The sequence below is a fragment of the Sediminibacterium sp. FW305-C-49 genome, assembly GCF_058231085.1.
This window is the reverse complement of the sequence record NZ_JBIQXS010000001.1, coordinates 389,365-415,410: the sequence shown is the minus strand read 5'-3', so window position 1 is coordinate 415,410 and position 26,046 is coordinate 389,365. Positions and strand designations below refer to the sequence as shown.

At 41.0% G+C, this 26,046-nt stretch carries 23 protein-coding genes; 12 read left to right on the top strand and 11 right to left on the bottom strand.

Features of this window, described 5'->3' with window-relative positions; translation table 11 throughout:
• Nucleotides 1-17: 17 nt before the first annotated feature.
• From ACH3Z1_RS01765 to ACH3Z1_RS01745, 5 genes are all read left to right on the top strand, one after another.
• Nucleotides 18-1,313 (top strand): RagB/SusD family nutrient uptake outer membrane protein, encoded by a 1,296-nt coding sequence (locus tag ACH3Z1_RS01765; protein ID WP_490820117.1) that lies wholly within the window; start codon nt 18-20, stop codon nt 1,311-1,313.
• A 133-nt stretch (nt 1,314-1,446) separates the two neighbouring features.
• Complete coding sequence (locus ACH3Z1_RS01760; RefSeq protein WP_490820116.1) at nt 1,447-4,860, top strand: hybrid sensor histidine kinase/response regulator; 3,414 nt, start codon at nt 1,447-1,449, stop codon at nt 4,858-4,860.
• 21 nt (nt 4,861-4,881) lie between these two features.
• The gene (locus ACH3Z1_RS01755) at nt 4,882-5,715 is read left to right on the top strand and encodes a CheR family methyltransferase (RefSeq protein ID WP_490820115.1); all 834 of its coding nucleotides are present in this window, start codon (nt 4,882-4,884) and stop codon (nt 5,713-5,715) included.
• Nucleotides 5,716-5,720: 5 nt separating this feature from the next.
• On the top strand, nt 5,721-6,290 hold the full coding sequence (locus ACH3Z1_RS01750; protein WP_490820114.1) for a chemotaxis protein CheB: 570 nt from the start codon (nt 5,721-5,723) through the stop codon (nt 6,288-6,290).
• A gap of 17 nt (nt 6,291-6,307) precedes the next feature.
• Complete coding sequence (locus ACH3Z1_RS01745; protein ID WP_490820113.1) at nt 6,308-7,417, top strand: sensor histidine kinase; 1,110 nt, start codon at nt 6,308-6,310, stop codon at nt 7,415-7,417.
• Between the two features lie 3 nt (nt 7,418-7,420).
• On the opposite strand, the gene ACH3Z1_RS01740 is transcribed toward ACH3Z1_RS01745, so the two are convergent.
• The 5 genes from ACH3Z1_RS01740 to ACH3Z1_RS01720 form a co-directional block, all read right to left on the bottom strand.
• Nucleotides 7,421-8,038, bottom strand: a complete 618-nt coding sequence (locus tag ACH3Z1_RS01740) for an ABC transporter ATP-binding protein (RefSeq protein ID WP_490820112.1) — start codon at nt 8,036-8,038, stop codon at nt 7,421-7,423.
• A 30-nt stretch (nt 8,039-8,068) separates the two neighbouring features.
• Nucleotides 8,069-8,866, bottom strand: coding sequence for an acyl-ACP--UDP-N-acetylglucosamine O-acyltransferase (lpxA, locus tag ACH3Z1_RS01735; RefSeq protein ID WP_295202326.1), 798 nt, complete (start codon nt 8,864-8,866; stop codon nt 8,069-8,071).
• A gap of 40 nt (nt 8,867-8,906) precedes the next feature.
• Complete coding sequence (locus tag ACH3Z1_RS01730; RefSeq protein ID WP_490820111.1) at nt 8,907-10,352, bottom strand: bifunctional UDP-3-O-[3-hydroxymyristoyl] N-acetylglucosamine deacetylase/3-hydroxyacyl-ACP dehydratase; 1,446 nt, start codon at nt 10,350-10,352, stop codon at nt 8,907-8,909.
• A gap of 87 nt (nt 10,353-10,439) precedes the next feature.
• Nucleotides 10,440-11,495, bottom strand: coding sequence for a UDP-3-O-(3-hydroxymyristoyl)glucosamine N-acyltransferase (gene lpxD / locus ACH3Z1_RS01725; protein ID WP_490820110.1), 1,056 nt, complete (start codon nt 11,493-11,495; stop codon nt 10,440-10,442).
• 98 nt (nt 11,496-11,593) lie between these two features.
• Nucleotides 11,594-12,808 carry an HD domain-containing protein gene (locus ACH3Z1_RS01720; RefSeq protein ID WP_490820109.1) on the bottom strand — a complete coding sequence of 405 codons (1,215 nt, stop codon included), beginning with the start codon at nt 12,806-12,808 and terminating at the stop codon, nt 11,594-11,596.
• 206 nt (nt 12,809-13,014) lie between these two features.
• On the opposite strand from ACH3Z1_RS01720, the gene porX reads away from it, so the two are divergent.
• The 5 genes from porX (at nt 13,015) to ACH3Z1_RS01695 (ending at nt 18,074) form a co-directional block, all read left to right on the top strand.
• Nucleotides 13,015-14,574, top strand: coding sequence for a T9SS response regulator signal transducer PorX (porX, locus tag ACH3Z1_RS01715; protein WP_490820108.1), 1,560 nt, complete (start codon nt 13,015-13,017; stop codon nt 14,572-14,574).
• 196 nt (nt 14,575-14,770) lie between these two features.
• A complete protein-coding gene (locus tag ACH3Z1_RS01710) occupies nt 14,771-15,043 on the top strand; it encodes a hypothetical protein (protein WP_490820107.1) in 273 nt (90 codons plus the stop codon).
• Nucleotides 15,044-15,098: 55 nt separating this feature from the next.
• The gene (locus tag ACH3Z1_RS01705; RefSeq protein WP_490820106.1) at nt 15,099-15,875 is read left to right on the top strand and encodes an MBL fold metallo-hydrolase; all 777 of its coding nucleotides are present in this window, start codon (nt 15,099-15,101) and stop codon (nt 15,873-15,875) included.
• Nucleotides 15,876-15,922: 47 nt separating this feature from the next.
• Entirely contained in the window at nt 15,923-16,780 is an 858-nt protein-coding gene (locus tag ACH3Z1_RS01700) for a helix-hairpin-helix domain-containing protein (protein WP_490820105.1), read from the top strand.
• Between the two features lie 151 nt (nt 16,781-16,931).
• On the top strand, nt 16,932-18,074 hold the full coding sequence (locus ACH3Z1_RS01695; protein WP_490820104.1) for an acyl-CoA dehydrogenase family protein: 1,143 nt from the start codon (nt 16,932-16,934) through the stop codon (nt 18,072-18,074).
• Nucleotides 18,075-18,152: 78 nt separating this feature from the next.
• Here the strand turns inward: ACH3Z1_RS01695 and creD are convergent, their stop codons facing one another.
• The 5 genes from creD to ACH3Z1_RS01670 form a co-directional block, all read right to left on the bottom strand.
• Nucleotides 18,153-19,499, bottom strand: coding sequence for a cell envelope integrity protein CreD (gene creD / locus ACH3Z1_RS01690; protein ID WP_490820103.1), 1,347 nt, complete (start codon nt 19,497-19,499; stop codon nt 18,153-18,155).
• 486 nt (nt 19,500-19,985) lie between these two features.
• The gene (locus ACH3Z1_RS01685; protein WP_490820102.1) at nt 19,986-20,285 is read right to left on the bottom strand and encodes a winged helix-turn-helix domain-containing protein; all 300 of its coding nucleotides are present in this window, start codon (nt 20,283-20,285) and stop codon (nt 19,986-19,988) included.
• On the bottom strand, nt 20,282-20,914 hold the full coding sequence (locus tag ACH3Z1_RS01680) for a hypothetical protein (protein WP_490820101.1): 633 nt from the start codon (nt 20,912-20,914) through the stop codon (nt 20,282-20,284). Before ACH3Z1_RS01680 ends, ACH3Z1_RS01685 begins: the two co-directional genes overlap by 4 nt.
• 172 nt (nt 20,915-21,086) lie before the next feature.
• The gene (locus ACH3Z1_RS01675; RefSeq protein ID WP_490820100.1) at nt 21,087-21,869 is read right to left on the bottom strand and encodes a TerC family protein; all 783 of its coding nucleotides are present in this window, start codon (nt 21,867-21,869) and stop codon (nt 21,087-21,089) included.
• Between the two features lie 9 nt (nt 21,870-21,878).
• Entirely contained in the window at nt 21,879-23,000 is a 1,122-nt protein-coding gene (locus ACH3Z1_RS01670; RefSeq protein ID WP_490820099.1) for a quinone-dependent dihydroorotate dehydrogenase, read from the bottom strand.
• 29 nt (nt 23,001-23,029) lie between these two features.
• Here ACH3Z1_RS01670 and ACH3Z1_RS01665 point away from each other — a divergent pair, with 29 nt between their 5' ends.
• On the top strand, nt 23,030-24,226 hold the full coding sequence (locus ACH3Z1_RS01665) for an acetyl-CoA C-acyltransferase (protein WP_490820098.1): 1,197 nt from the start codon (nt 23,030-23,032) through the stop codon (nt 24,224-24,226).
• Nucleotides 24,227-24,294: 68 nt separating this feature from the next.
• Here the strand turns inward: ACH3Z1_RS01665 and ACH3Z1_RS01660 are convergent, their stop codons facing one another.
• On the bottom strand, nt 24,295-25,011 hold the full coding sequence (locus ACH3Z1_RS01660) for a hypothetical protein (protein ID WP_490820097.1): 717 nt from the start codon (nt 25,009-25,011) through the stop codon (nt 24,295-24,297).
• Between the two features lie 197 nt (nt 25,012-25,208).
• On the opposite strand from ACH3Z1_RS01660, the gene ACH3Z1_RS01655 reads away from it, so the two are divergent.
• Nucleotides 25,209-26,042, top strand: coding sequence for a universal stress protein (locus ACH3Z1_RS01655; RefSeq protein WP_490820096.1), 834 nt, complete (start codon nt 25,209-25,211; stop codon nt 26,040-26,042).
• Nucleotides 26,043-26,046 lie beyond the last annotated feature (4 nt).

Sequence of the window (26,046 nt, the reverse complement as noted above, 5' to 3'; positions counted from 1 at the left end):
CCTTAAAAATTACTTGTATGAAAAAGAGTATTCAAATATCATTATATACAGGTCTTGCAGCATTGCTGTTGACAACAGCGGGTTGTAAAAAAGACTTTAGCAATCCGAATGCAGCCACTTCCGATCAGGTATTCAGTTCTGCAAAAGGACTGGCAGGTACGGTCGTAGGCTTACAAAGAACCTATGCATCCAACGTAGCTTATGGCATGTCTGACGCCACTGGGTTAATCACCAATGAGACCATCCTGATGAATCCGGGTAATACATCTGAGTTTCAGTTCAGTACGGGTGGTACGGCTGTAGATGGTACCAATGCCTTATTGGGTAATGTATGGACAACAGCCAATAAGATCATCTTTGATGCCAATAATGTGATCAATGCCGCAACTCAATTGTCTGATAAAGGTTATGCAAGTGGTCTGATTGGTTATGCAACCATTTACAAAGCTTTGTCGATGGGATGTCTGTCAAGCTACTGGGAAAAAGTACCTGATACTGTTGGAACAGCCACCACTACTTTCTCAGATAGAACCGTAGGTTTTACCAAAGCCATAGCAGCTATTGATAAAGCATTGGCAGCTATCAGTGCCAATGCTATTTCAACCGGTTTTGCAGCCGATGTTCCTGCAGGTGTTGATATTGTAAACACATTGTATGCACTCAAAGCGCGTTACTCCTTGTTTGCAGGTAACTATGCTGCTGCATTGGCTGCTGCGAATGCGGTTGATCTGACCAAACGTTCAACCATGAACTTTGAAGCAGCCAACCCCAATCCTGTATTCAATTTTGTAACTTCTACCAATAACGTGTACCAGCCGGTTGATTCTACATTAGGTCTTCCGGTAGCCATTGCACCAGACCTGGCAGATAAACGTATTCCGTTTTATACCGTAATCAATGCCACCATCAATCCACGTTTCAGGTTAAATGGTTTCTGGAACACAGCAACTGCTGCTATTCCTTTATACTATCCGGGCGAGATGACATTGATCAAAGCAGAAGCGTATGCAAGACAGGCAACACCTGATCTGGTTAATGGAATACTGGAATTGAATAAAGTTGTCACAAAAAAAGCTGCCAATGATCCGTTGGGTATTGGTGCCGATTTAGGTCCTGTGGCTCCGGCAACTGTTGCAGAACTGCTGACACAGATCTATCGCAATCGTTGTATCGAATTATACCTGTCTGGAATGAAATTGGAAGATATGCGTCGTTTTGGTCGCCCCAATACCGAACGCAAACGTAACCTGTTTCCTTACCCATTCCGTGAAAGAGACAGTAACCCAAATACACCTGCTGATCCGGCATTCTGATTTGCATTCAGTAAAGTAATAATTGGCCCCGGAAAATGTTCCGGGGCTTTTTGTTTGGGATAGTTGATGAAGGGTATTGATAATCATTTATTTGCCTATCTTACAAAATCATTTAAAATTCAATTCTTATTCAATGATCCGCTCTTTGCCCCTCCGATTGTATTCCGGTTTAGGTATTGCCGTTTTACTGGTATTCCTGGTAGGGTTTATTACCATTGATTCTCTTGAAAAGCAGGCAAAAGAAGCCGAAACAGTTCGACATACACACCAGGCAATTTCATATGTAAGAGATATTCGTTTTGCGATCATGCAAATCAGGGGTGGAAGAAGAGCCTATTGGGTTACGGCTGCGCCTGCTGATATGAATGCGTATGAAAAAGGAATTGTATACATTCCTAATCGGATGAACCAGCTTCGGGAACTGGTAACCGATAATGCAGCACAGGTACAGAATGTAATATCACTTGATTCAATGGTAACAGATTTGTTTCGTTATTGGAGAACAGAGGGAGCCATTCAGCCCAGTATGCCAGTAGCAGTTTTCAGGACCATCATATTAGAAGAAGAGGGTAGGTTAAACCTGATAGCCAAGCAATTAGAAAAAATAAAAATTGAAGAAGAATACCTGCTCATAAAAAGAGAATCAGTTGTAGCAGGGTATAATGAAAGAACAAAGCTTATTTTATATATAGGGATCAGTGTTCTGCTGATAGTGGTATTACTACTGATTAATGCTGTGATACAGACATTGAAAAGCAGGTATAAAGCGGGTCTTCGCTTACAATCTACTTTAGAGGAAACGGAAAAAGCCAGTAAAATGGCACAGGAAAAAAACTGGGTACTGGAAGGTATGAGTTATATCAACAACCGCTTACAGGTAGTTGATAGTTCATCTGAACTCGCTAATCGGATTATCACTGCACTTGTTCAATACCTGGAAGTGCCTGCTGGTGTAATCTATTTTGTTGACAGTGATAATAAAAAACTCATCACCTCCGCATCTATAGCCGTTAGTGCCGCTTCACGCAAAACTTTTGTAATTGGCGAAGGGATTGTGGGTAATGCTGCAAATTCGAAAACCGTTTCTATTGTAAAAAATATTCCTCCCGATTATTGGAAAGTAGAATCTTCACTCGGACAGGTTACCGGCAATGGAGAAATCGCATACGTGCCTTTATGGATGAATGAAGAATTAAAAGGGTTGATTGAACTTGGTTGTTTTTCATCCTTTACAGAACTTCAGATTTCATTGTTAAAAAGCAGCACCGATATTCTCTCGGCAGCGATTAATTCATATCAGTCAAGAGATAAAATCAACGAACTGCTGGACGAACTCCAGGAACAGAAAGAAGCATTGTTAGAGCAACAGGAAGAATTGAGACAGACCAATGATGAATTGAGCCGTCAAACCGAAGAATTGCAGGCTTCAGAAGAAGAATTGAAAACACAGGAAGAAGAATTGAAGCAGATTAACCTTGAACTGAAAGAAAGAAATGAAGCGATTGAAAATGCAAGACATGCGCTAACCCTGAAAGCAAAAGAACTGGAAAATACCAGCAGGTATAAGTCGGAGTTTCTGGCCAATATGTCGCATGAATTGAGAACGCCACTGAATAGTGTACTGATACTGGCCAAGTTGCTGGCAGATAATAATGCACAAAACCTGAATGCGAAACAGATCGAGTACGCCAATATCATTTATAAATCCGGTAACGATTTACTGCAACTGATTAATGACATACTTGATCTTTCAAAGATTGAATCAGGTAAAGTTGATTTACTGATAGAAGATGTTTCAGTGGAGTCTATAGCGCAGGATATTACACAATTGTTTTCTGTAGTGGCAGCCGAGAAGAAAATTAATTTTACAGTAGAAGCAGGTGTAGGTGTACCATCATCCATTCAAACAGATAAACAACGTCTGCAGCAGGTAATTAAAAATCTTTTATCCAATGCGTTCAAATTTACACCTGCTGAAGGTAATGTTGGGTTAGGTTTCCGTTTATCACCTGATAAGAACACGTTACTGATTAGCGTGTCAGATACGGGTATTGGTATTCCTCCGGAAAAACAGCAACTTATTTTTGAAGCATTTCAGCAGGCAGATGGCTCCACCAGCAGAAAATATGGAGGAACGGGACTAGGGTTATCGATCAGCCTTGAATTGATGAAATTATTGGGAGGTTCCATCAATGTGCAGAGCGAAGCCAATAAAGGAAGTGTATTCATATTAGAAGTTCCACTTCAGTTTCAAGGCAACGCATCCACTGGTTCTCAAGAGGAGCATATGAATGAATTGTTATTAAAGGATCAGTTGTTGCCTGCAGAACAGATACGCGAGCAAACGGTAATTGCAGACGACAGGGAGCAACTAAAAAAGGGTGAACGCCTGATGCTGATTGTAGAAGATGATATAAATTTTGCTACCATTATACGAGACTATGCAAGGCACAAAGGGTACCAGGTAATCATTGCATTAGAGGGAGATGAAGGGTTGTACTATGCAAGGAAATATAAACCCAATGCAATCATTCTCGACATTCAGTTGCCGGTAATGGATGGATGGACAATTTTAAAACATATCAGGAGCGATGAACAACTGAAACATACACCAGTTCACATCATATCTGCTTTTGACGATAGCCGTTTTAAACAGGCCGATGTAATGGCTTATTTAAAAAAACCCATTGATACAGATACACTGGAACGGGCTTTCGGTATGTTGGGCGATCATATCAGAAAAGGTTTAAAACAGGTATTGATTATATCAGCTATACATTTTGAAGAAGACCATCTGCATCAACTAGCGGCTGAAAAAGAATATAAACTTCATTTTGAGCAGGTAACAACAATACAGGAAGCAGCAGCCTGTATTGATAAGCACTCATACGATTGTGTGATTATTCATATTGGTGCATCCATACAATTGCAGGAAGCAAAACATATTCACCGGCACCTGTCTGATAAAAAACTACCGATCATCATACACCTCGATGAAGATATTACTGCAACTGATGAAATGGAGTTCAGAAAAATTTCTGGCATTATCATCAGAAGCGCCGTTACAGCCAATAACCGCTTACTGGATGAACTGGAACTGTTTCTTCATAAGATGGAAGGTGCGGAAACAAAAGTAACAAGGCAGTTGCTGACCCCTGTTAGTGATTATACGTTAATCAATAAAAAAATACTGGTAGTAGATGACGATATGCGTAATGTGTTTGCATTGAGTGCTGTACTTGAGTCAAATAAAATGCAGGTATTGGCAGCAGGTGACGGACGTGAATCCTTGGAGCAATTGAAAAAACATCCCGATACAGATCTGGTACTGATGGACATCATGATGCCGGAAATGGATGGTTATGAAGCCATGCAGCGTATCAGGAAAGATCTGAAAATGCACCATCTTCCGATTATCGCGCTAACAGCAAAAGCCATGGCTGGCGACAGGGATAAATGTATAGCAGCTGGAGCTTCAGATTATATTACCAAACCTGTTGACATGCAGAAATTATTATCATTGATGAGGGTTTGGTTGACGAAATAAAAGAAGAATAAACGAATGCGGATGGGAATACCGGGTAGACCAGAGCTTACGGCACATGAGTTTGAACAGTTATTACATATGCTTGATCATGTGTATGGGTATGATTTTTCGGGTTATTCTAAAAGTTCTTTGCTAAGAAGAATCCATAAGTTTATGGATGAAAAGCAGGTCGTTGATGGCAAGCAACTGATACAGATTTTAGCAGGTGATGTACTGACATTTAATGCATTTCTTGAAACCATCACTGTAAACGTAACAGAAATGTTCCGTGATCCCTTGTTTTACAAATCATTGCGCGAGAAAGTATTGCCAGTATTGGCCACTTATCCGCAAATTAATATCTGGCATGCAGGCTGTTCAACCGGAGAAGAAGTTTTTTCATTGTGTATTTTGTTATTTGAAGCCGGATTATTACATCGCACACGAATTTATGCAACTGATATAAACGCAGCTAATCTAGAAAAAGCAAGAGCAGGGGTGCTGCCTATGCATCATATGAGAGAGTACACAGTGAATTATAGGCAAACAGGCACAATGAATGATTTTTCCGATTACTATACTGCATTATATGACCATGTGCTGATTAATAAAGAGATAAGAGAGCGGGTAGTTTTTCTGCAACATAACCTGGTAACAGATCGATCATTCAATGAGTTCCAGTTGATCCTTTGCAGGAATGTGATGATTTATTTTAATAAGCAGTTACAGAGTAAAGTGCTTCGCCTGTTTTACGAAAGCCTTTCTTCATTAGGTTTTCTTGGCTTAGGTATGAAAGAGAGTTTATTATTTTCTGAGCAGAAAGCAAAGTTTACAGTAGTAGACCCTGCTGTTAAATTATTCAGGAAAAAGCACTGAATGTATTGAAAGAAAAAGTGTACGATATCATCATTATTGGCGGATCGGCAGGTAGTATACCTGTTTGTATATCGCTGCTGAAAGTATTAAAAAAAGACCAACCCATTCCGGTGGTTCTGATTATTCATCGTATGCGAAATGTAATCAGTGAACTGGATAAATTACTGGCAAAAGAAGCAGGTGTCAAAAAAATTACAGAACCGGAAGATAAACAACCGATCGGGCAGGGTAAAATATACCTCGCACCCCAGAATTATCACCTGCTATTTGAAGAGGAGGACTGTTTTAGCCTGGATTATTCTGATGTAGTTCATTTCAGCAGGCCATCAATTGACGTAAGCTTTGAAAGTGCAGCCATGGTGTATGGAAAAAAAGTATTGGCAATTTTACTAAGCGGAGCCAATGCCGATGGTGCAAAAGGAATATCAGTACTTGCTGAATTGGGAGCTGAATGTTGGGTGCAGGATCCGGCATCAGCTCAATATCCTGCCATGCCGTCTGCGGCTATTGCTATTTCAGGAAAAGTAAAAGTGCTGACAGAAGAGCAAATGAAACAACGCTTACATGAATTATAATTATATTGCTGTCAGAGATGAATATACCTCCCATACCACAACATGATTTTACGATTCTTCTTGTTGATGACAGACCTGAAAACCTGTTGTCGCTGGAAGAGATATTGCTCAGGCCCGGCCGGAAATTTATCAAAGCTCAATCAGGTAATGAAGCATTAAAACAGGTATTGAAAGATGAGCATATAGGACTTATCATGCTCGATGTGCAGATGCCTGAAATGGATGGGTTTGAAGTGGCGCGGATACTAAAGTCCAATCCAAGGACAAAAGATATATCCATCATTTTTGTAACTGCACTCAGTCGGGAAGAGCAATATGTATTGAAAGGATTTGCAGAAGGTGCGGTTGACTATCTACAAAAACCACTTGATATAAATGTGGTTCGAGCCAAAGTAAACGTGTTTGAACAACTTTATTTTAACCAGCATCGGTTAAAATCAACGTTGACAGAACTGGATCGGATTAACAAACAGCTGGAAAAATTTGTTTACATCGTATCACACGACCTCAAATCGCCGCTCTCCTCCGTTATCATGATGCTCGAACTCATCAAGAGCGATCCATATATACGTGCGAATGAAGAAGTAAAAGAGAATGTGGATATGGTGTACCAGGCATCAGGTCGATTATCCGAAATGATTATGGCTTTATTGGAGTATTCTACTACCAGCTTATCACAGCAAACAATTGAAGAAGTGGATGTGCATCAATTGGTTCAACAATTGTCTGCTTTATTGTTTCCGCCGAAACATATACAGATACAATTACTCAATCAATTGCCAATTCTGGTTACCAAAAAAGTTAAACTCGAACAGGTGTTTCAGAACCTGTTGAGTAATGCCATTAAATATAATGATAAGCCCCAGGGCTTAATACAGGTTGGTTATACTGAACAGGATTCTTTACATGAGTTCTATGTAAAAGACAATGGCCCGGGTATAGCTGAAGAAGATAAAAACCGGATATTCAAATTGTTTGAAATAACCAGTAACCAGTCGCAGCGAGACAGTAGTACGGGTATCGGGTTAAATCTCCTGAAAATTATTGTAGAAGAGCAGGGTGGAAAAATATGGGTTGAATCGAAAGAAGGAGAGGGAAGTATTTTCTATTTCCAGTGGATGAAATAACAACTACTTATAATCAGTGATCTGTATTTTTTCTTCGCAAAAATCAATTTCCATCTGATCGTTACTGCTTACGATAATGGTTTTACCCTTACAATAATCATTCACTAACTGATGGTATAAATCATATCCCAAACGATCAAGATTGGTACAGGGTTCGTCTAGTAATAATAAGGGAACATCGCTGAAAATAGCCTGTGCAAGTTTCACCCGCTGTTTCATGCCACTACTATAATAACGGATTTGTTTATGGGCTGCTTTTTCCAACCCGATTTCCTGAAGTATGCTATCAATTGTAACAGTTGTTAGTAACGGTTTAAATGAAGCATGAAACTGTAAAAATTCTTTAGCAGTCATTTCTTCAATCAATTCTATATAAGGGGCGGAAAGCGATAAATGCTGATACACTTTGTCGTCAGCAATGTCAGCACTGCGCAACTGCCAGGCAATTTTTCCTACGCTAAGGTTCAGGCTGCCTGCAATGGCCTGAAGTAATGTACTTTTTCCACTTCCGTTCGGGCCGGTAATGGCATAGGCCTTGCCGGGTTGAAAAATGAAATTAACTCCACGAAATATCCATTCCCGGTTAAATTTTTTACCTGCATCCGAGAGTTGAATCTGCATAAAACTGAAAATAAAATAATGGACTTGTGTTTAATCTTCTTCAGTAGCGCCTTTGGTAAAACGTTTGATGATACCTCTGCCACTTTCACGGATAAAAGTAACGATCTCATCTCTCTCATCACTGGCGGTTAATTCTTCTTCAATAAACTCTAATGCCTGTGAAGTGTTAAGTCCTTTATTGAAAATGATACGATAGATATCGAGAATATGATTGATCTTCTCCAGTTCAAAACCTCTTCTTTTCAAACCTACGCTGTTGACACCACCATAACTCAATGGGTTACGCACGGCTTTTATATAAGGGGGCACATCTTTACTCACCAGACTGCCTCCGGCAATATAAGCATGCTGACCAATGGTTACAAACTGGTGAACAGCACTCACGCCAGCTATCCAGGCCCAATCGCCCATTACAACGTGACCGGCTAACTGTACACTGTTACTCAGAATACAATTATCACCTATCAAACAATCGTGTGCAATATGGCTATAAGCCATGATAAGACAGTTATTACCTACTTTGGTTTTCCAGCGATCGGTGGTGCCACGGTTGATGGTAACAAATTCGCGGATGGTGGTATTATCACCGATTTCAACGGTGGTTCTTTCACCGGAAAATTTTAAATCCTGTGGAATAGCGCCCAGTACTGCTCCCGGAAACACTCGGCAATTCTTGCCAATTCTTGTACCATCCATGATGGTAACATTACTGCCAATCCAGGTGCCCTCACCAATCTGTACATCTCCATGGATCACCGTGAATGGATCAATTTTTACATTCGGGGCGACCCTCGCATTGGGATCTATGTAGGTATAAGGATGCGTCATTGTAGCTGGGTTCTGTTATTAAATTGGGTAAGGGTATAAATTAAGGTCTTTTAACGATTTGTGCGACAAGATCTGCTTCAGTCGCCACTTTTCCTCCCACATACACAGTGCCTCTCATTTCGCAGATGCCCCTGCGTATGGGTCCTGTAAATTCCATTTTTAATAACATGGTATCACCGGGACGAACCATTTGTTTGAATTTACAATTGTCTATTTTCAGAAAATAAGTATCGTATTGTCCTTCAGGCATTGAGTTAATACAGAGAATACCACCTGTTTGTGCCAGTGCTTCAATTTGTAAAACACCGGGCATCACAGGATTACCTGGGAAATGGCCCGGGAAAAACCATTCATTGAATGTTACATTTTTCACACCCACAATATGTGTATCCGTTAATTCAATGATTTTATCTACTAATAAGAATGGATGACGATGTGGTAATGTTTTTTCAATTTTTTCCAATGGGAAAATGGGAGGCATAGTAGGATCATATACCGGTACATCTTTCACATGTTTGTTCTTTTTGATGTACTGTTTGATCTTTTTAGCAAACTCCACATTACTGCTATGCCCCGGACGGTTCGCGATGATCCTTGCTTTAATCGGATAACCAATCAAAGCCAGATCGCCCACTACATCTAATAATTTATGACGGGCCGGTTCATTGGGGAAACGGAGTTCAAGGTTATTGAGGTACCCTTCACTTTTCACTTCAATCTTATCACGTTTGAAGACCTTGGCCAGTCGCGCCATTTCTGCATCTGTAATCGGTTTGTCTACTACCACAATGGCATTGTTGATGTCGCCACCTTTGATGAGATCGTTATCGAGCAGCATTTCCAGTTCATGCAGGAAACAGAAAGTACGGCAGGGTGCAATCTCTGTTCTAAAATCTTTGATGGTTTTCAAACCGGCATGTTGGGTACCTAAAACAGGACTGTTGAAATCGATCAGTGTGGTAATCTGGTAATCAAGTGCAGGCAATGCTACCATTTCAACACGCTTGGCATCATCGTAATGATAAATGTTTTCATCAAGGCTGTACCAGGCTTTTGCCGCTTCCTGTTCGAGCACACCAGCTTTTCCAATGAGTTCAATAAAAGGAGCAGAGCTGCCGTCCATGATGGGAATTTCAGGTCCATTTAGTTCAATCAGCACATTGTCAACACCCATCCCCACCAATGCAGCAAGTACATGCTCTACCGTACTTACTTTGGCATCGCCCACCTGTAAAGTGGTACCACGGCTGGTATCGGTGACCAGATCGCAGTCGGCTTTGATAATAGGCTGACCTGCCAGGTCTACACGCTGAAACTGGATACCAAAACCCGGGTTGGCTGGTTTGAGTGTCATATCAACCAAAACACCTGTATGTAAACCTGTGCCACTGATGCTTACGGCACTGCTAAGCGTATGTTGTTTGTCGGGATTGAAGTTGTTGTCCATGCTGTTGTTTTTTCCGTTGAATCCAATGGATTCTTTCATGGGAGGGTGATGATCAATCATCTACACCACAGCCCATGATGTAAAATATAGCGCAAAAATAAGATTTCAGGATGGTTAATAGATGCTTTATGAGGCATTTACACGATCGGCAAGCAGTTGTTCCACCATTTTTTCCAGTTCTTTAACCCTTTTTTCGAGGTCGGGCAGGTTACGGAGATGGGCCTGGGCACGTAAGGAACGGGTAAAATCATCGGCTGGCGTACCGGTTAAAGTGCGGTTGGGCTCTTTGATGGTTTTGGTGATACCACTTTGCCCGTTAATCTTACTGCCATCCGCAATGGTAATATGTCCGGCAATACCTGTTTGACCTCCAATCATAACCGATTTGCCAATTTTAGTGCTTCCGCTTACACCCGTTTGTGCAGCAATAACGGTATTGCAACCCACTTCCACATTATGTGCAATCTGAACCAGGTTATCAAGTTTGGCTCCTGAACGTATGATGGTAGAACCCATGGTAGCCCGGTCAATGGTTGTATTGGCACCAATCTCCACATAACTTTCTACCAGTACATTACCAATCTGTGGTACTTTCTTAAAAGTTCCGTCAGGTTGCGGTGCAAAACCAAAGCCATCACTGCCAATAACCGAGCCTGCGTGAATAACTACATGGTCGGCAATTACACAATCGTGATAAATCTTCACACCCGCATGTATAATGGTATGATCACCTATACGCACATTATTACCCAATACCACACCCGGAAATATTTTTACATGGTTGCCAACCTGTACCTGCTCACCAATATGCGCAAAAGCACCTACAAAAACATCCTGACCAATCTGCGCTGTTTTAGCAATATAACTGGGTTCCTGTATACCTGTTAACTGCTGAGTCATTAGTTCCTGGTATTTACCCAGGAGTGTTGCAAAAGCAGAATAGGCGTCGGGTACACGAATAAGTGTATTGCCAATCGCCTGTTTTAATGAGAGAGATTCATTGATAATAATCACGGAAGCTTTGGTGCAATAGAGGTATTCTTCATATTTAGGATTGGCCAGAAAGGAAAGTTGTCCGGCAGTAGCTTCTTCAATTTTACCAAAAGAAGTAACAGCTACATTGGCGTCACCTTCCAGTTTGCCATTGATCAACATTGAAATTTGCGCAGCGGTAAATTGCATACAGCGTGATTTAGTCTTTAGAACAAAGTGGATAGTCAATAGTCCATGTTCCATAGGCAGGGGATACTTAACTATGGACTATCGACTATCAGCTATCACTAAGTCAATAAACAAATGTAATTTTTTTTGACGGGTGCAGAAAGGTTTTGATGAATCAGGGCATTGTCAACCTGAGAAATATCTTTTACCTCACCATCCCTGAACAATATATTGATGCGTTCATCAACTGTCTGGTAGAGGGTATTGGTGGCTTCACCCGTAAAACATACATAGTGAATATCTGCAAGTGGAATGCCAAATTGTTCTGAAGCCTGTTTTTCTTTTGCTTGTACAAAACCACGATCAAAAGTATCGGCCTGTATTCTCGATTTGTAAAGCTGACGGTTTAAAAAACGACTACACAGTAAAGACAATATCCTGTCTGGGTGTTTGGCCCATCTTTTCAGTGCATGCATGATGTCGTGGTCATCGAGTGAACAGAAAAGGTCGAGTGTTTCATCATTCATTTGTCCATTGAAAGAGCCGAGGAAAAAATCCAATGCCGATTGGGTTTGTAATGCTTCGTCGGTTGTTTGATAAATGTGGCGAACCCTTTCCAGTATTTTCACCAGCATTTTTTCGGCCCCTAAAACGGTTTTATGCAGGTATACCTGCCAGTACATCTGTCTTCTCGCTACCAGGAATTTTTCAACACTGTAAATGCCTTTTTCTTCAATCATCAACTGGCCATCATGTACTGTGAGCATTTTAAGAATACGATCGTAGCCAATCACACCTTCACTTACACCGCAAAAGAAACTGTCGCGACTCAGGTAATCCATCCGGTCTACATCCAACTGCCCGCTGATTAACTGGTGTAAAAAAGGTTTGTGGTATTGATCGGTGAAGATGGCAATGGCAAGAGCGAGTTGTCCGTTCAGATCACGGTTCATTTTCTGCATAATCTGTAAAGACAACTGTTCATGATGTACACCCTGTACCACTACATGTTCCAGTGCATGTGAAAAGGGACCATGACCCACATCATGTAATAGTATGGCAGCTTTAACGGCTATTTCTTCCTCATTTGAAATATCGATGCCCTTGCTTCTCAGTTCATTTACGGCATTACCCATTAAATGATAAGCACCCAGTGAATGATGTAAACGTGTATGAACGGCACCCGGATATACCAGTTGCGCCATGGCCATTTGTTTGATGCGACGCAGACGCTGATAATAAGGATGTGAAACGATATCAAATATCAATGGATGATTGATGGTGATAAAACCATAAACCGGGTCATTGATGATTTTTCTTTTTTGCTCGGACATACCTGTTGTTGATTTGTTAAATCGCCCACCGGGGCAGTTGGCAAAAATACAAAGAGATGATTGATATGCAGGAATGAAATAGATTTACGGCATAAAGCTGTCCTCAAACAGCCAGTGCCTATTGGAAATTGTTACGCTTAACCTTTTTTTGATTATTTTGAACTGATCCCGGCCAACCCGGTGATCGTAACAATTAAGCACTGCTTATGCCACTAGCCAGCATTTTATGGGTTGATGATGAGATTGAAAGCCTTCAGTCGCAAAAAATATTTCTGGAACAGAAGGGGTATGATGTAACCACACTTACCAATGGTTTCGATGCTATTGAATATGTGAAAAACAATCCTGTAGATGTGGTACTGATGGATGAAACCATGCCGGGCATCACAGGTCTTGAAACATTGGTTCGTATCAAAGAAGTGAATGGCAGTATTCCGGTAGTGCTTATCACCAAAAATGAAACAGAAAACCTCATGAATGAGGCGATCGGACGACAGATCAGCGATTACCTTATTAAACCGGTGAATCCGAACCAGGTATTGCTGAGTTTAAAAAAAATCATCGACAACAAAAGGCTGGTGGCTGAAACGACTACCAGTGCTTATCAGCAGCAGTTCAGGGAACTGTTTATGGCATTGAATGATAATCCTGATTTTAACCAGTGGATGGAGATCTATAAAAAACTGGTGTATTGGGAACTGGAAATGGAAAAAAGCGATAGTCCTGAAATGCGTGAAGTATTTCAGACACAGAAACAGGAGGCCAATACCGAATTCTTTAAATTCATCAGCAAACATTATGCATCATGGATATCGCCCAAGTCAAGTGCATCACCCATCATGAGTCACCAGTTGTTCCAGTTTAAAGTATTACCTCATGTGGAGAAAGGCATACCTACTTTTTTTGTGCTGATAGACAACCTCCGTTTCGATCAGTGGAAAGCCATACAACCCATATTTGCAGAAAGTTTCAGGATACTGGAAGAAGAAACTTTTTACTCCATTCTTCCTACTGCCACACAATATTGCCGCAATGCCATTTTTGCCGGTATGATGCCAATGGAAATTGAAAAACAATTTCCGCAGCTATGGAAGAATGATGACGATGAAGGCGGCAAAAACAATGAGGAGGAAACTTTTTTCCGTGCACAGTTAAAGCGGCTGAAAAAAGATGATTTGAAAGTGAGTTATCATAAAATATTGAACCACCAGGATGGGCAGCACCTGGTAAACAATATGCACAACCTGATGCAGAACGACTTGAATGTGATTGTGTACAATTTTGTAGACATGCTGAGTCATGCACGCACCGAAATGGAAGTGTTGAAAGAACTGGCAAGTGATGAAGCCAGTTACAGAAGTCTTACCAAAAGCTGGTTCGAACATAGTCCATTACACCAGGCACTCAAGAAAGTAGCAGATAAACCCATTAAAGTAGTACTTGCTACCGATCATGGTAGTGTAAGGGTAAAAACACCGCATAAAGTAATTGGTGATAAGCAAACCACCACTAACCTTCGGTATAAACATGGTCGTAACCTCAATTTCGAAGCAAGGGATGTATTAGCGTTCCGTGATCCCAAAGAAGCGGGATTGCCGGTGCCCAATGTAAATTCATCCTATATTTTTGCGAAAGAAGATGGTTTTCTCTGTTATCCCAATAATTACAACCATTATGTGAATTATTACCGTAATACATTCCAGCACGGCGGTATCAGTCTCGAAGAAATGGTGGTACCAATTATTAAGATGGTGAGTAAGCAGTGAGGAGGAAGCTGTGAGCTACGAGCTGCCAGCTTCCAGCTATTAGTGAGTATAATTGTGTTTTCTGACTGGCAGCTAGTAGCTAGAAGCTCATAGCTCACAGCTTGGTGTGAATAACTAATCTCTCTCTGCCATCAGTAAACCCTGCCCGAATGGTACATTTGTTGCGTTATTGGATCACGAAAAGACAGCAATCAGGATGAAATACACTCAAACTACTTTAGACAAGCTGGAAGATATTCTAGGAGAATCGGCATATGTGGTGCGTTATGAAAGAGGTACTTTTCAAAGTGGATGGTGCCTGCTGGAAGCCAAACGTATTGTGGTGTTGAATAAGTTTCTGAATATTGAAGGGCGAATCAATACACTGATGGAAATCATTCCTCAACTATCCATCGACTACGATAAACTTACACTTGAGTCGCAGAAACTCTATGAAGAAGTGGTTAAAAAATCTGCTACCGAAGCCTGATTTTTTGCGGGAAATACGGTAGACATATCTGCCCTTATTTCAATAGATTTGAGGCGTGGCCATTCCAACACTAACCATAGAATTTTTAGGAACAGGTACCAGCAGTGGTGTGCCCATGATTGCATGCGATTGTGAAGTATGTACATCTCCCGACAAAAAAGATAAACGCTTAAGAAGCAGTATCCTTGTACAATCTCAGCAAACATCGGTTGTAGTAGATACCACACCTGATTTCCGGTACCAGATGCTGCGTATCAATAACCGGCGCCTGGATGCGGTTTTGTACACACATCCCCACAAAGATCATCTTGCCGGATTAGATGATATACGGGCCTATAATTATTTTACTAAAAAGCCCATGGATATTTATGCCAATACACTTACTGAAGAGGCATTACGGCGTGATTATTATTATGCATTTTCCGATACCAGATACCCAGGTGTTCCGGAATTGAATCTTATCACCATCGATGATACACCCTTCCTGATTGGAGATATACCGGTAATACCTGTTGAAGTATTGCACCATAAAATGCCTGTACTCGGGTTTCGTTTTGGTGATTTTACCTATATCACGGATGCCAATAGAATAGACGAAAGGGAAAAAGAAAAAATCAAAGGATCAAAAGTGCTGGTCTTAAATGCGTTGCGTAAACAGTCGCACCTGTCTCATTTTACTTTACAGGAAGCCATTGAACTGTCAACAGAACTGGAAATACCTGAAGTCTATTTCACACATATCAGTCACCAGCTTGGGAAACACCAAAACATTAATGCAGAATTACCTTCTCATATGCAACTGGCTTATGATGGGCTGAAGCTCGAGCTCTAAACATCATTTCATCACACAGCGAAGAAAGGCATACAATCAATTATTGTATGAAAAACAAATGGCGCCCTTACTTCAGCTTTACCAAAAAAGAACGAACTGGTATTGGATGGCTTGTTGCCCTTTGCCTGACACTCATTTTTCTGCCTTATGTTTTCCCGAAAAAAGAATTGAAGCTGGCAGATCAAACATTGGCTGCAGGTTTGCAATTGTTGCATGAAGCGTCCAACAGCCACTCAGTAAAATCTTTAGTGCTGTCACCTGAAAAATCTGTGGAGTTATTTCCATTCAATCCCAATACACTCGATGTAGCAGGTTGGGTGCGTTTGGGTTTGGAAGAAAAACTTGCGAATCGTATCATCCATTACCGGAACAAAGGAGGCAGATTTTATAAGGCAGCAGATATAAGAAAGATATGGGGATTAGAACCGGAAAAAGCCACGCAGCTTATTCCTTTTGTACAACTACCCGATACAGAAACAAAACAGCCAATTACAAAACCATCCATTGCTGTGATAGATATTAACACAGCAGGTTTGGAAGACTGGAAAGCTTTACCCGGAATCGGGGAAAAGATAGCTGGGCGTATCATCAAATACAGAAATCAGTCGCTTGGTTTTGCGAGGATGGAAGAACTACAAAATGTATTCGGATTAACCGACAGTACTTTAGTACTGATTAAATCCTATCTCCAATTAAATGAGCGTACCATCACCAAATTGTTGCTGAACAGGGCATCTGCTTATCAATTGATGCAAAAAGCCGGTCTGCCCGATGGTTTGGCCCGTGAAATCGTAAAAAGAAGACAGGATGAAGGCAATTTCAGCAACTGGTCGGAATTGGAAACCCTGCCAGGCATGAATCAAACTTTCTTCACCGCACTCCAAAAAGCATTTCAACTTGAATAAAAAACTGTTAAGACCACAACCTTTTTTGGCCGGTATCCATAAAAGACATTCTTTTGCAATGAAAACTAACAAACGGTCGTTTGTTTTCAGAAGGTTGCCTTGATAACGATTGTTTAGTGGGGCAACCTTCGTCTATTTTAAACTAAGCGCTATGGAATTCAGGCCTACAGAACTTACAGAACAGGTAGCACAAACAGCACGCGATTTTGCCCAGCAATACATCCGTCCACATCTGATGGAATGGGATGAGAGCCAGGAATTTCCGGTATCCGTTTTCAAGGAAATGGGTAAACTGGGACTGATGGGCGTACTTGTGCCGGAAAATTACGGAGGAGCAGGTCTGGGTTATTTTGAATACAATGCCATTATCCAGGAAATTTCAAAAGTCTGTGGATCCGTTGGGTTGAGTCTGGCTGCTCATAATTCTTTATGTACCAATCATATTTTATCATTTGGAACAGAGGAACAAAAAAATAAATGGTTGCCCAAACTAGCCACAGCCGAATGGATTGGGGCATGGGGGCTTACCGAACCCAATACCGGTAGCGATGCCGGTAATATGAAAACGGTGGCGGTAAAAGAAGGGAATGACTGGGTACTCAATGGTACAAAAAGCTGGATCACACATGGAAAAAGTGGAGATATCGCTGTCGTGATCTGTAGAACAGGTGAACCCAGAACCAGCGGAAATTCTACAGCGTTCGTTGTAGAAAGAGGAACACCTGGCTTTTCTGCCGGCAAAAAAGAAAATAAACTGGGTATGCGTGCCAGTGAAACAGCAGAAATGATTTTCGAAAACTGCCGTATTTCGGATGCAAACCGTTTGGGCGAAGTTGGGGATGGTTTTCGGCAGGCCATGAAAATACTGGATGGAGGACGAATTTCAATTGCGGCGCTGTCGCTGGGTATTGCCAAAGGAGCTTATGAAGCTGCTTTGCAGTATTCAAAAGAAAGACACCAGTTCGACCAGCCCATTTGTAATTTCCAGGGGATCAGCTTTAAGCTGGCCGATATGGCCACAGAAATCATGGCCGCAGAATTACTTATCTGGCAGGCCTGTGACCTTAAGAACAGGGGTCAGAAAGTGACCAAAGAAGGTGCTATGGCTAAGTATTATGCCAGTGAAATAGCGGTAAAAACAGCCACGGAAGCTGTACAGATTTTCGGCGGATATGGCTACACAAAAGATTTTCCTGTAGAAAAGTTCTATCGTGACGCAAAATTGTGTACTATTGGTGAAGGAACTTCCGAGATCCAGAAATTAGTGATCTCCAGGGAAGTACTTCATGGATAGTCTCTTTTCGATTGCTTGCTTATATCAAAGTCCCGCCACCTGGCGGGACTTTTGTTTATAAACCACCCCCCAAAAAAACTATTCCGGAACAGCAGATGCTGTTGTTGAAACTGGCTGGTACCAGTTGATGCGCCTGCTTGCATACATGACAACGGCAAGTATAATAAAGAGTCCGATACTACCAACGAGTAAAGCGGTGTCCTCTAAACGTAACAGAATAAAAATGAAACCGTATAACAGCGATAAGAGTAATGTAAAATAAGCGGCTGTTTTAGCCTGCTGGAAATGACTGTTTATGTAAACAGTAATCAATAAAATAGTTGCAGATGCTGCAATAAAATAAGCCAGGTCGAATGAAGCGATTTCACTGATCGAAAGCAATAATGTATAAAAGATGATCAATGCCATTCCTACCAGTACATACTGAACTGGATGCACCGGTTTTTTCTGCATGATTTCCATGATAAAGAAAAGTGCAAAGCTGAGGCCAATCAATAATATAGCATACTTACTACAACGATCTGTTTGTGCATATTCATTGCCAGGTTGTAACAGGCTCACGCCAAATGCAAGTGATGTGTTGATGTTTTTGGCATCTGTAACCAAAGTGCTGAAAGGCAGGTTGGCTTTGTTGAATGACCAGTTCGCGGAAAAACCGTTCTTATCAACTTTTCGACTGGTGGGGATGGTATTCCCATCGAAAGAAGGACTTAACCATTTTGAGTGAAGGCTAAACTGGCTATTACCTGCAAGTGGCATAAAATGCAGTTGACCGCTGCCTCGCAAAGCAATATTGGTACTGAATGTAAAGGTTTTGCCTATATCGGTAACAGATAGTTGAACCGGAACAGATAAACCATTGCTGTCGATATCGGAATTGGGCAAACCCGGCAAAAGACTCAGTTGCTGATGGTTGAAATTGATATCGATTTTTTGTTCAATGCCTTTGAAATCACTGATGCCCATGCATAATTTGATTTCGTTCCATTGTACTTCTTCTGCTTTGATGTCTTTGGGTATTTGTAACTGAAAACTGCCAGTGCCCGAAACCTGGGTTTTGTATAATAACACTTTGTAGATAGAACGTTTTCTTTCTTCCGTATCAATATTGCCAATGATCGAAAGTTGCTCGGGCAGCATAAAAAAATAGCCGTCAGAAGCAAATGGTTTTCCATCAGAGCCAGCAATCATTTTTTTATAGGGTACATGCAAATAAGGACCTGAAACCGTTTGTGGTGCTGCCCATTTACTGCTCACATCTTTTTCTACTGCAGCTCTTCTTACAGATCTTTCACTGACAAGGTTGGAAACAAAAATCATGGGTATCAGCATTACCATAATCAGGATGCCGGTAACGATGGCTTTGTAGAGAATTTTATTATTCCCTGTTAGGGGAGGTGTCGGATTGTCGTTTTGTGTGTACATGATGGATTGATTTGAATATGGAGTAAAAAAATTATTTTGTAGAAATGACTTGTTAATAATTAACGAGGATAAACTAGCCACACTTAGTCCGCAAAAAAAAACAAGGGCTTCGATGATGTCACTTATATCAGGTTTGTAACGTAAAAAATTGGATGCATAAAAAATTGTATAGAGGAAGGCTAGTGTTATGTTAACGAGTGCTATATGATATGTTTTGATTTTGTTAGATTGTCTTATCCTATTGATGGGTGGTAATACGAGTAGGTAAGCAAGGAATACGGGTATGCTGAGTAATACAGTAACAATCAGAATGATCAAGGCCCGTAAAATGATATCTGCTACTGAAAAACCTGAGTGGATCAGAAAGTAAATATTTACCCCTATGTCAAACAGCAATACTGTTGTTATCCATAATTTAAAACAGGTGGTGATAATATTGCTCATTCTAAAAGTACTTTGTATTTCAAAGTGAATAGATAAAAAAATTTACTGTATGCCTTTGATCATTTTTTCTAATGCCTCCAAATGGCTTTTAAAAGCTTTCTCTCCCGATTTGGTAACAGCATAAGTGGTATTGGTTTTCCGGCCAATAAATCCTTTATTCACTTTTATATAATTGTGTTCTTCCAGGGTTTTCAGGTGGCTGGCGAGGTTACCATCCGTAACCTGTATCAGTTCTTTCAGCTCATTAAAGTTTACCTCATCATTCACCATCACGGCACTCATGATACCCAGCCTTATGCGGCTGTCAAAAACTTTATTCAGGTGTTCAATCGGGTTGTTCATACGCGTTCATATTTCCACCACATCAGTGCGCCGTATAAAATATGTAAAACTCCAAAGCCAATGGCCCATGCAATGAGCCCATAGCCAATAAACCATAAATTAACGATACCCAGTATAATCTGACAAATACCCAGCCACCTGATTTCAGATACCGTGTATTTACTGCCATTGAGCAAAGCCAGTCCATAAAATATGAGACAGGAAGGGGCGATCAGTCCTACCAAATCGAGTTCCAGTAAACGGTAAGTAACCAAAGCACCTGCCAGCAAAGGAATAGCGGTATTGATCATTAATCTCTTGGCTGTACTACCCCAGATAGAAGTATTTGTTTTCTTACTGCGCATCCAGGTGAAGAGCAGTGCCAGCAATAAAGCAGATAAGAAAGTGATGGCTCCTGTTGAAATAAGCAGACTTTGAACATTGGTTTCAGGATAGATCTGTATTTCATCAGTTGTCTGGAGTTTGCCTCTAACGGCTAACCACACAGGCCAGATATAAATGGTAGCAGCCAATGCGCATAAACCCGCACTGATGCCGCTCAATCCGCTTAAGCTGATAAATCGGCTGCTCCTGTTCATCATGTCCTTGATGTCGTGCAGGGCATCGATATGTTTTTGCTCCTCTTTCATAAAAGCACTTTGAGATTCAAAGTAACTATTGGATTTTCATATTTCCAAGTCTTTCTCCAAAAAATATTTGTTAATCACCAATCATCTCTGGCAAAACCCTGTGTTCTCTGCGGTGAAATTTCACATATGCTTCACCGCAGAGAACAAGAGAACACAGAGATAACCGCAGGGGTTATTCTGTAGAATCAGATTCGGGGAGTTTTGGATCGCGTAATTCTACCGGTTTGCGATAGGCTTTTCGCATCCGCATATTCAGTAGTTCCACAATAAAAGAAAATGCCATGGCGAAGTACACATAATTTTTCAGGTGTAACTGGTGTGCATTTACACTGTCCCAGCCTTCCACAATCAACACAAAACCAATCATCACCAAAAAAGAGAGGGCCAGCATTTTCAGTGTAGGATGTTTATGTATGAAATTGGAAATATTGGAGCTGAACAAAAACATAACGATCATGGCCACCACTACAGCAGCAATCATGATTTCAATATGTTTGGCAGTACCACCAGCCGTAATGATGCTGTCGAAACTAAATACCATATCAATCAGCATGATCTGAAAAATAGCCGTACCAAAACTGAGTTTTTTGGTTGATTTTCCTACAGCCTCATCTGCTTCTCCTTCCAGTTTATGGTGTATTTCTCTTACTGTTTTGTACAATAAGAATAAACCACCGGCAAGCATAACAAGACTTGCCAGATCAAAATCTTTTCCAAAAGCACTTACAACTGGTTTGCCTTTTTGTGCAAGCAACCAGCCTAAACCAAATAATAAAACAATACGGGTACTCATGCCCATGATCATCCAGAGCATACGGGCTTTTTTCTGTTGCTTTTTCTCCATACGGTTCATGATAATGCTTACAAAAATTACATTATCAATACCGAGCACAATCTCGAGGATTACCAGTATCAGAAAACTGATCAGACTTTCAGAGGTAAATAAATGTTCCATATAGTTGGCTTATGCTTGTAATAAGTGTTTGCAAATATTTTTTACGATAGAAGGACCTTCATAAATAAACCCGGTCCAGACCTGAACCAGTGTGGCTCCTGCATTTATTTTTTCTGCCGCATCAGCACCAGTAAAAATACCACCACTCGCAATAATGGGAATTTTGCCTCCTGTTCCTTTTGATAGATACTGTACTACTTCTGTTGATCTTTTTCGAACCGGCTTTCCACTTAATCCGCCTGCACCAATCTTAGTAATGGTTTGTTCCGGTGTAGCTAAATTTTCACGACTGATCGTTGTATTGGTAGCTACCAGTCCATCGAGGTTAACATCAAATGAAAGCGCAATAATATCATCTAATTGCTCCTGTGTAAGATCGGGTGCAATTTTCAGTAAGATGGGTTTGGGTTTGTTTTTTGCCTGGTTACTGTTTTGTAACACAGAAAAAATCTGTTTGAGTGCATCTTTATCCTGCAAAGCCCTTAAACCCGGTGTATTAGGGGAACTTACATTCACCACGAAATAATCTACATGATCAAACAGTTCCTCAAAACAAATGCTGTAATCTTTCCAGGCATCTTCATTGGCTGTAACTTTATTCTTGCCAATATTTCCGCCAACAATCAATGTCGAATTTTCTTTTTTTCTGGCAGCCAGTCTTCCTGCCACAGCTTTTACGCCATTATTATTAAATCCCATCCGGTTGATCAAAGCTTTATCGGCAGGTAAACGAAATAAGCGTGGTTTATCGTTACCGGGCTGAGGCAGGGGGGTAACCGTACCAATTTCCACAAACCCAAACCCCAAAGCTTCCAGTTCATTCAGGTAAAGTGCATTTTTGTCGAAACCGGCACCCAATCCAACCGGATTGGTAAAATGCAGCCCAAAAACATCTTTGTGTAAGGCGGCATCTTTACAGGTGAAGCTACTGCTGATCAGTTTTTTAACAGGGCTCAACGAGCAGGCCGACCTCAACAAATCCATTGAAAAATAGTGTACATCTTCAGGTGGAAAACTGAAAAGTAATTGTCTGATAAGCGGGTATAGCATGATGCCGCGAAGATAAGGCGCATTTGGCGACCAGCCGAACGGATATGAACCGCAACCCGATTCCGTTAAATTTGGTTGCATAAACAACTTTTTTAAAAAAATCCTTACATTTGATAGGTAAAACCAAGATTATGCAGGAAGCATATATAGTAGCCGGTTACAGAACCGCAGTGGCCAAAAGCAAACGGGGTGGATTCCGTTTTTTTCGTCCCGATGATCTGGCTGTTGAAGTAATCAAAGGATTGATGGCAACTGTGCCTCAGCTCGAAGCAAAACGGGTAGATGATGTTATTGTGGGTAATGCCGTTCCGGAAGCGGAACAGGGTTTACAGTTTGGCCGTATTATTTCAGCACGTGCACTGGGCATTGATGTGGCTGGTTTTACCATTAACCGCTATTGTGCAAGTGGGTTGGAAAGTATTGCGCTCGCCACGGCAAAAATTCGCACCGGAATGGCAGATTGTATCATCGCCGGTGGAACCGAAAGTATGAGCCTGGTACCTACTGCGGGTTGGAAAACTGTTCCGGCTTATTCCATCGCCAAAGAAGAGCCTGATTATTATTTGAGTATGGGTCTCACTGCCGAAGCAGTGGCCAAAGAATTTAAAGTGAATCGTGAAGACCAGGACCAGTTTGCCTATCAATCGCACCAGAAAGCGATGAAAGCAATCGAGAATGGTTATTTCAAATCCGGTATTCTGCCCATTACGGTAGAAGAAACCTACCTGAATGAAAAGGGAAAAAAAGCCGTTCGTTCTTATGTGGTTGATACGGATGAGGGTGTACGTGCCGACACGAATATCGAAGCACTGGCCAAACTGAAACCTGCATTTGCCATGGGTGGATCTGTTACTGCCGGTAACTCCTCTCAAACAAGCGATGGAGCCGCTTTTGTTATTGTAATGAGTGAAAGAATGGTTGTGGAACTTGGCTTACAACCTATTGGCCGATTGGTGAATTGTGCATCTGCAGGTGTACATCCACGTATCATGGGTATTGGTCCTGTGGCGGCCATTCCAAAAGTGTTGAAACAGGCATCGATGAGTTTGAATGATATTGAACTGATTGAATTAAATGAGGCTTTTGCTTCACAATCGCTTGCAGTCATCAGGGAACTTGGATTGAATCCCGATATCGTAAACATCAACGGAGGTGCCATAGCATTGGGACATCCATTAGGTTGTACTGGTTGTAAATTAACAGTTCAGTTATTGAATGATATGAAAAGACTGAATAAGAAATACGGAATGGTTACTGCCTGTGTGGGTGGTGGCCAGGGTATTGCAGGAATTATTGAACGGTTGTAAAGTAGTCCATGGTCCATAGTCGATAGTCCATAAGTAAAAACAATTGGTTATGGACCATAAACTTTCTTCTACCTGTTTTGCTCAATAAATTCTCCTCTTCCATTCATCATACCTCTTCTTTCCCTGAATAAACCAGATACATTAGCGGCATTTCTGTTTGCCATGGAAATAATGTCTTTTTTATTGGCTTCATAACCGGGGCCTCTTGCCAGCAGACCGCTGAGTACTGAACGGTTAGAATGTTCTCTGCTGGCTACAATTCTTTTGCGAAATAATTGATCGCCCTGGATAACGGTAATATCTGTGTTGAAGAAAACAGAATAGTAGGCAGTTTTATTGGTGCTGCCATCATTGTTTTTGGTACGTACTACTTCATCCTGGTTAAAGCCACCTTCATAATTTTGTAAGATGATGAAAATATTGGCCCCGTATTTAGTGGCAAGTTTTAGTCTTACTGCATCATCATTTTGTAATAACCTTGTTTTTTCCTCATCGGTAAGAATGGTATCCCTGAATGCGGGAATTTGTAAATCTTTCCTGAGTACATCAGGTAAGTTGGAGAAATACATATTCTTGATACTGGTAACCACAGCTTCTCTTTTTTTGGTGATGGCGAGACCTGGTGTGTATACATCACCGGCATCAATCACCACAATCGATTTTGAATAATCCTGAACGGGTATTTCGGCCGGTAATGTTTTTTGTGTAAAAGACAGGCTTTTGCAACCTGTAATGATAAAAACGATCATTAGCATGGCCGACGATAACAAGGAAAGTTTTTTCATGCAGGTAATATTTCGGGGCAAAGATAACAAGCGTCAAAAAGGGTTGTGGGTGAATTATATGTGATTAACAGCTTTTAACAATAAACGGTCTAAACAAAGGATTACTTATAGAAACTGATAAAAAACAACTGCCGGCCTGACCAATGTCATGTTTTTCGCGCATGGTTCTTGTTAGGTTTACTACATAAATAGGTGATATGAAAAAGATACTTGTTCCAACCGACTTCTCCTCCGCAGCAAAAAATGCGGCCCTCTATGCCTTTAAACTGGCAGAACAGTTAAAAGCTGAAGAAGTAATTCTGTACCATGCCTACGAAGCGCCCATAAACATAGACCCGATGGTGCCCACGGTGGTGATGCCCGATATTGATACTTTGAAAGACAGCAGTGAAAAAGCATTAGAACATTTCAAGTCTGTTGTTTGTCCATTCTGCGCTTCTAACATTAAAGTAAATACTTTAGCTAGGTACGATCATCTGGGAAACGGCTTGGATGAAATATGCAAGGAAACAGGGGCCGGCCTGATTGTAATGGGTGTAACAGGAGGTAACCTGATTGAAGAAAAAATCATTGGTAGCAATGCATTGAGTGTGGCAAAGAATGGAACAGTACCTGTGATCATTGTTCCGCCCAAAGCCATTTTCACCAAAATAGAAGAAGTAATGATGGTCTGCGATTTCAACAAAGTGGTAGAGGCAACACCTGTACAGCCCATCAAACAAATACTGGATGCTACCAGTGCCAAACTCTTTGTATTACATGTTGATAAGGAGAACCAGAACTGGTCGCCCGATACACCTTTTGAAAGCCTGATGCTGGACACATTGTTACAAGGATACAATCCTCAATACCTGTTTGAAAACAACAGTAATTTTATGGAAGCAGTAAATATTGTGTCCTTGGAAAAAATGGTCGACCTGATTATTACGATACCTAAAAAACATGGATTATTTGAAGGCTTATTCCATGCAAGTGCTACGAAAAAATTAGCGTATCATAGTCATGTGCCGATTATGGTAATACATGAGTAATCAA

What these genes read in the sequence shown, in the direction of transcription:
- ACH3Z1_RS01655 (WP_490820096.1), top strand. Translation starts at nt 25,209, where the DNA reads ATGAAAAAGATACTTGTTCCAACCGACTTCTCCTCCGCAGCAAAAAAT.
- ACH3Z1_RS01755 (WP_490820115.1), top strand. Translation starts at nt 4,882, where the DNA reads ATGGGAATACCGGGTAGACCAGAGCTTACGGCACATGAGTTTGAACAG.
- ACH3Z1_RS01695 (WP_490820104.1), top strand. Translation starts at nt 16,932, where the DNA reads ATGGAATTCAGGCCTACAGAACTTACAGAACAGGTAGCACAAACAGCA.
- ACH3Z1_RS01675 (WP_490820100.1), bottom strand. Translation starts at nt 21,869, where the DNA reads ATGGAACATTTATTTACCTCTGAAAGTCTGATCAGTTTTCTGATACTG.
- ACH3Z1_RS01670 (WP_490820099.1), bottom strand. Translation starts at nt 23,000, where the DNA reads ATGCAACCAAATTTAACGGAATCGGGTTGCGGTTCATATCCGTTCGGC.
- ACH3Z1_RS01685 (WP_490820102.1), bottom strand. Translation starts at nt 20,285, where the DNA reads ATGAACAACCCGATTGAACACCTGAATAAAGTTTTTGACAGCCGCATA.
- ACH3Z1_RS01760 (WP_490820116.1), top strand. Translation starts at nt 1,447, where the DNA reads ATGATCCGCTCTTTGCCCCTCCGATTGTATTCCGGTTTAGGTATTGCC.
- ACH3Z1_RS01740 (WP_490820112.1), bottom strand. Translation starts at nt 8,038, where the DNA reads ATGCAGATTCAACTCTCGGATGCAGGTAAAAAATTTAACCGGGAATGG.
- ACH3Z1_RS01660 (WP_490820097.1), bottom strand. Translation starts at nt 25,011, where the DNA reads ATGAAAAAACTTTCCTTGTTATCGTCGGCCATGCTAATGATCGTTTTT.
- ACH3Z1_RS01710 (WP_490820107.1), top strand. Translation starts at nt 14,771, where the DNA reads ATGAAATACACTCAAACTACTTTAGACAAGCTGGAAGATATTCTAGGA.
- ACH3Z1_RS01680 (WP_490820101.1), bottom strand. Translation starts at nt 20,914, where the DNA reads ATGAAAGAGGAGCAAAAACATATCGATGCCCTGCACGACATCAAGGAC.
- lpxD (WP_490820110.1), bottom strand. Translation starts at nt 11,495, where the DNA reads ATGCAATTTACCGCTGCGCAAATTTCAATGTTGATCAATGGCAAACTG.
- porX (WP_490820108.1), top strand. Translation starts at nt 13,015, where the DNA reads ATGCCACTAGCCAGCATTTTATGGGTTGATGATGAGATTGAAAGCCTT.
- ACH3Z1_RS01730 (WP_490820111.1), bottom strand. Translation starts at nt 10,352, where the DNA reads ATGAAAGAATCCATTGGATTCAACGGAAAAAACAACAGCATGGACAAC.
- ACH3Z1_RS01700 (WP_490820105.1), top strand. Translation starts at nt 15,923, where the DNA reads ATGAAAAACAAATGGCGCCCTTACTTCAGCTTTACCAAAAAAGAACGA.
- ACH3Z1_RS01720 (WP_490820109.1), bottom strand. Translation starts at nt 12,808, where the DNA reads ATGTCCGAGCAAAAAAGAAAAATCATCAATGACCCGGTTTATGGTTTT.
- ACH3Z1_RS01745 (WP_490820113.1), top strand. Translation starts at nt 6,308, where the DNA reads ATGAATATACCTCCCATACCACAACATGATTTTACGATTCTTCTTGTT.
- creD (WP_490820103.1), bottom strand. Translation starts at nt 19,499, where the DNA reads ATGTACACACAAAACGACAATCCGACACCTCCCCTAACAGGGAATAAT.
- lpxA (WP_295202326.1), bottom strand. Translation starts at nt 8,866, where the DNA reads ATGACGCATCCTTATACCTACATAGATCCCAATGCGAGGGTCGCCCCG.
- ACH3Z1_RS01765 (WP_490820117.1), top strand. Translation starts at nt 18, where the DNA reads ATGAAAAAGAGTATTCAAATATCATTATATACAGGTCTTGCAGCATTG.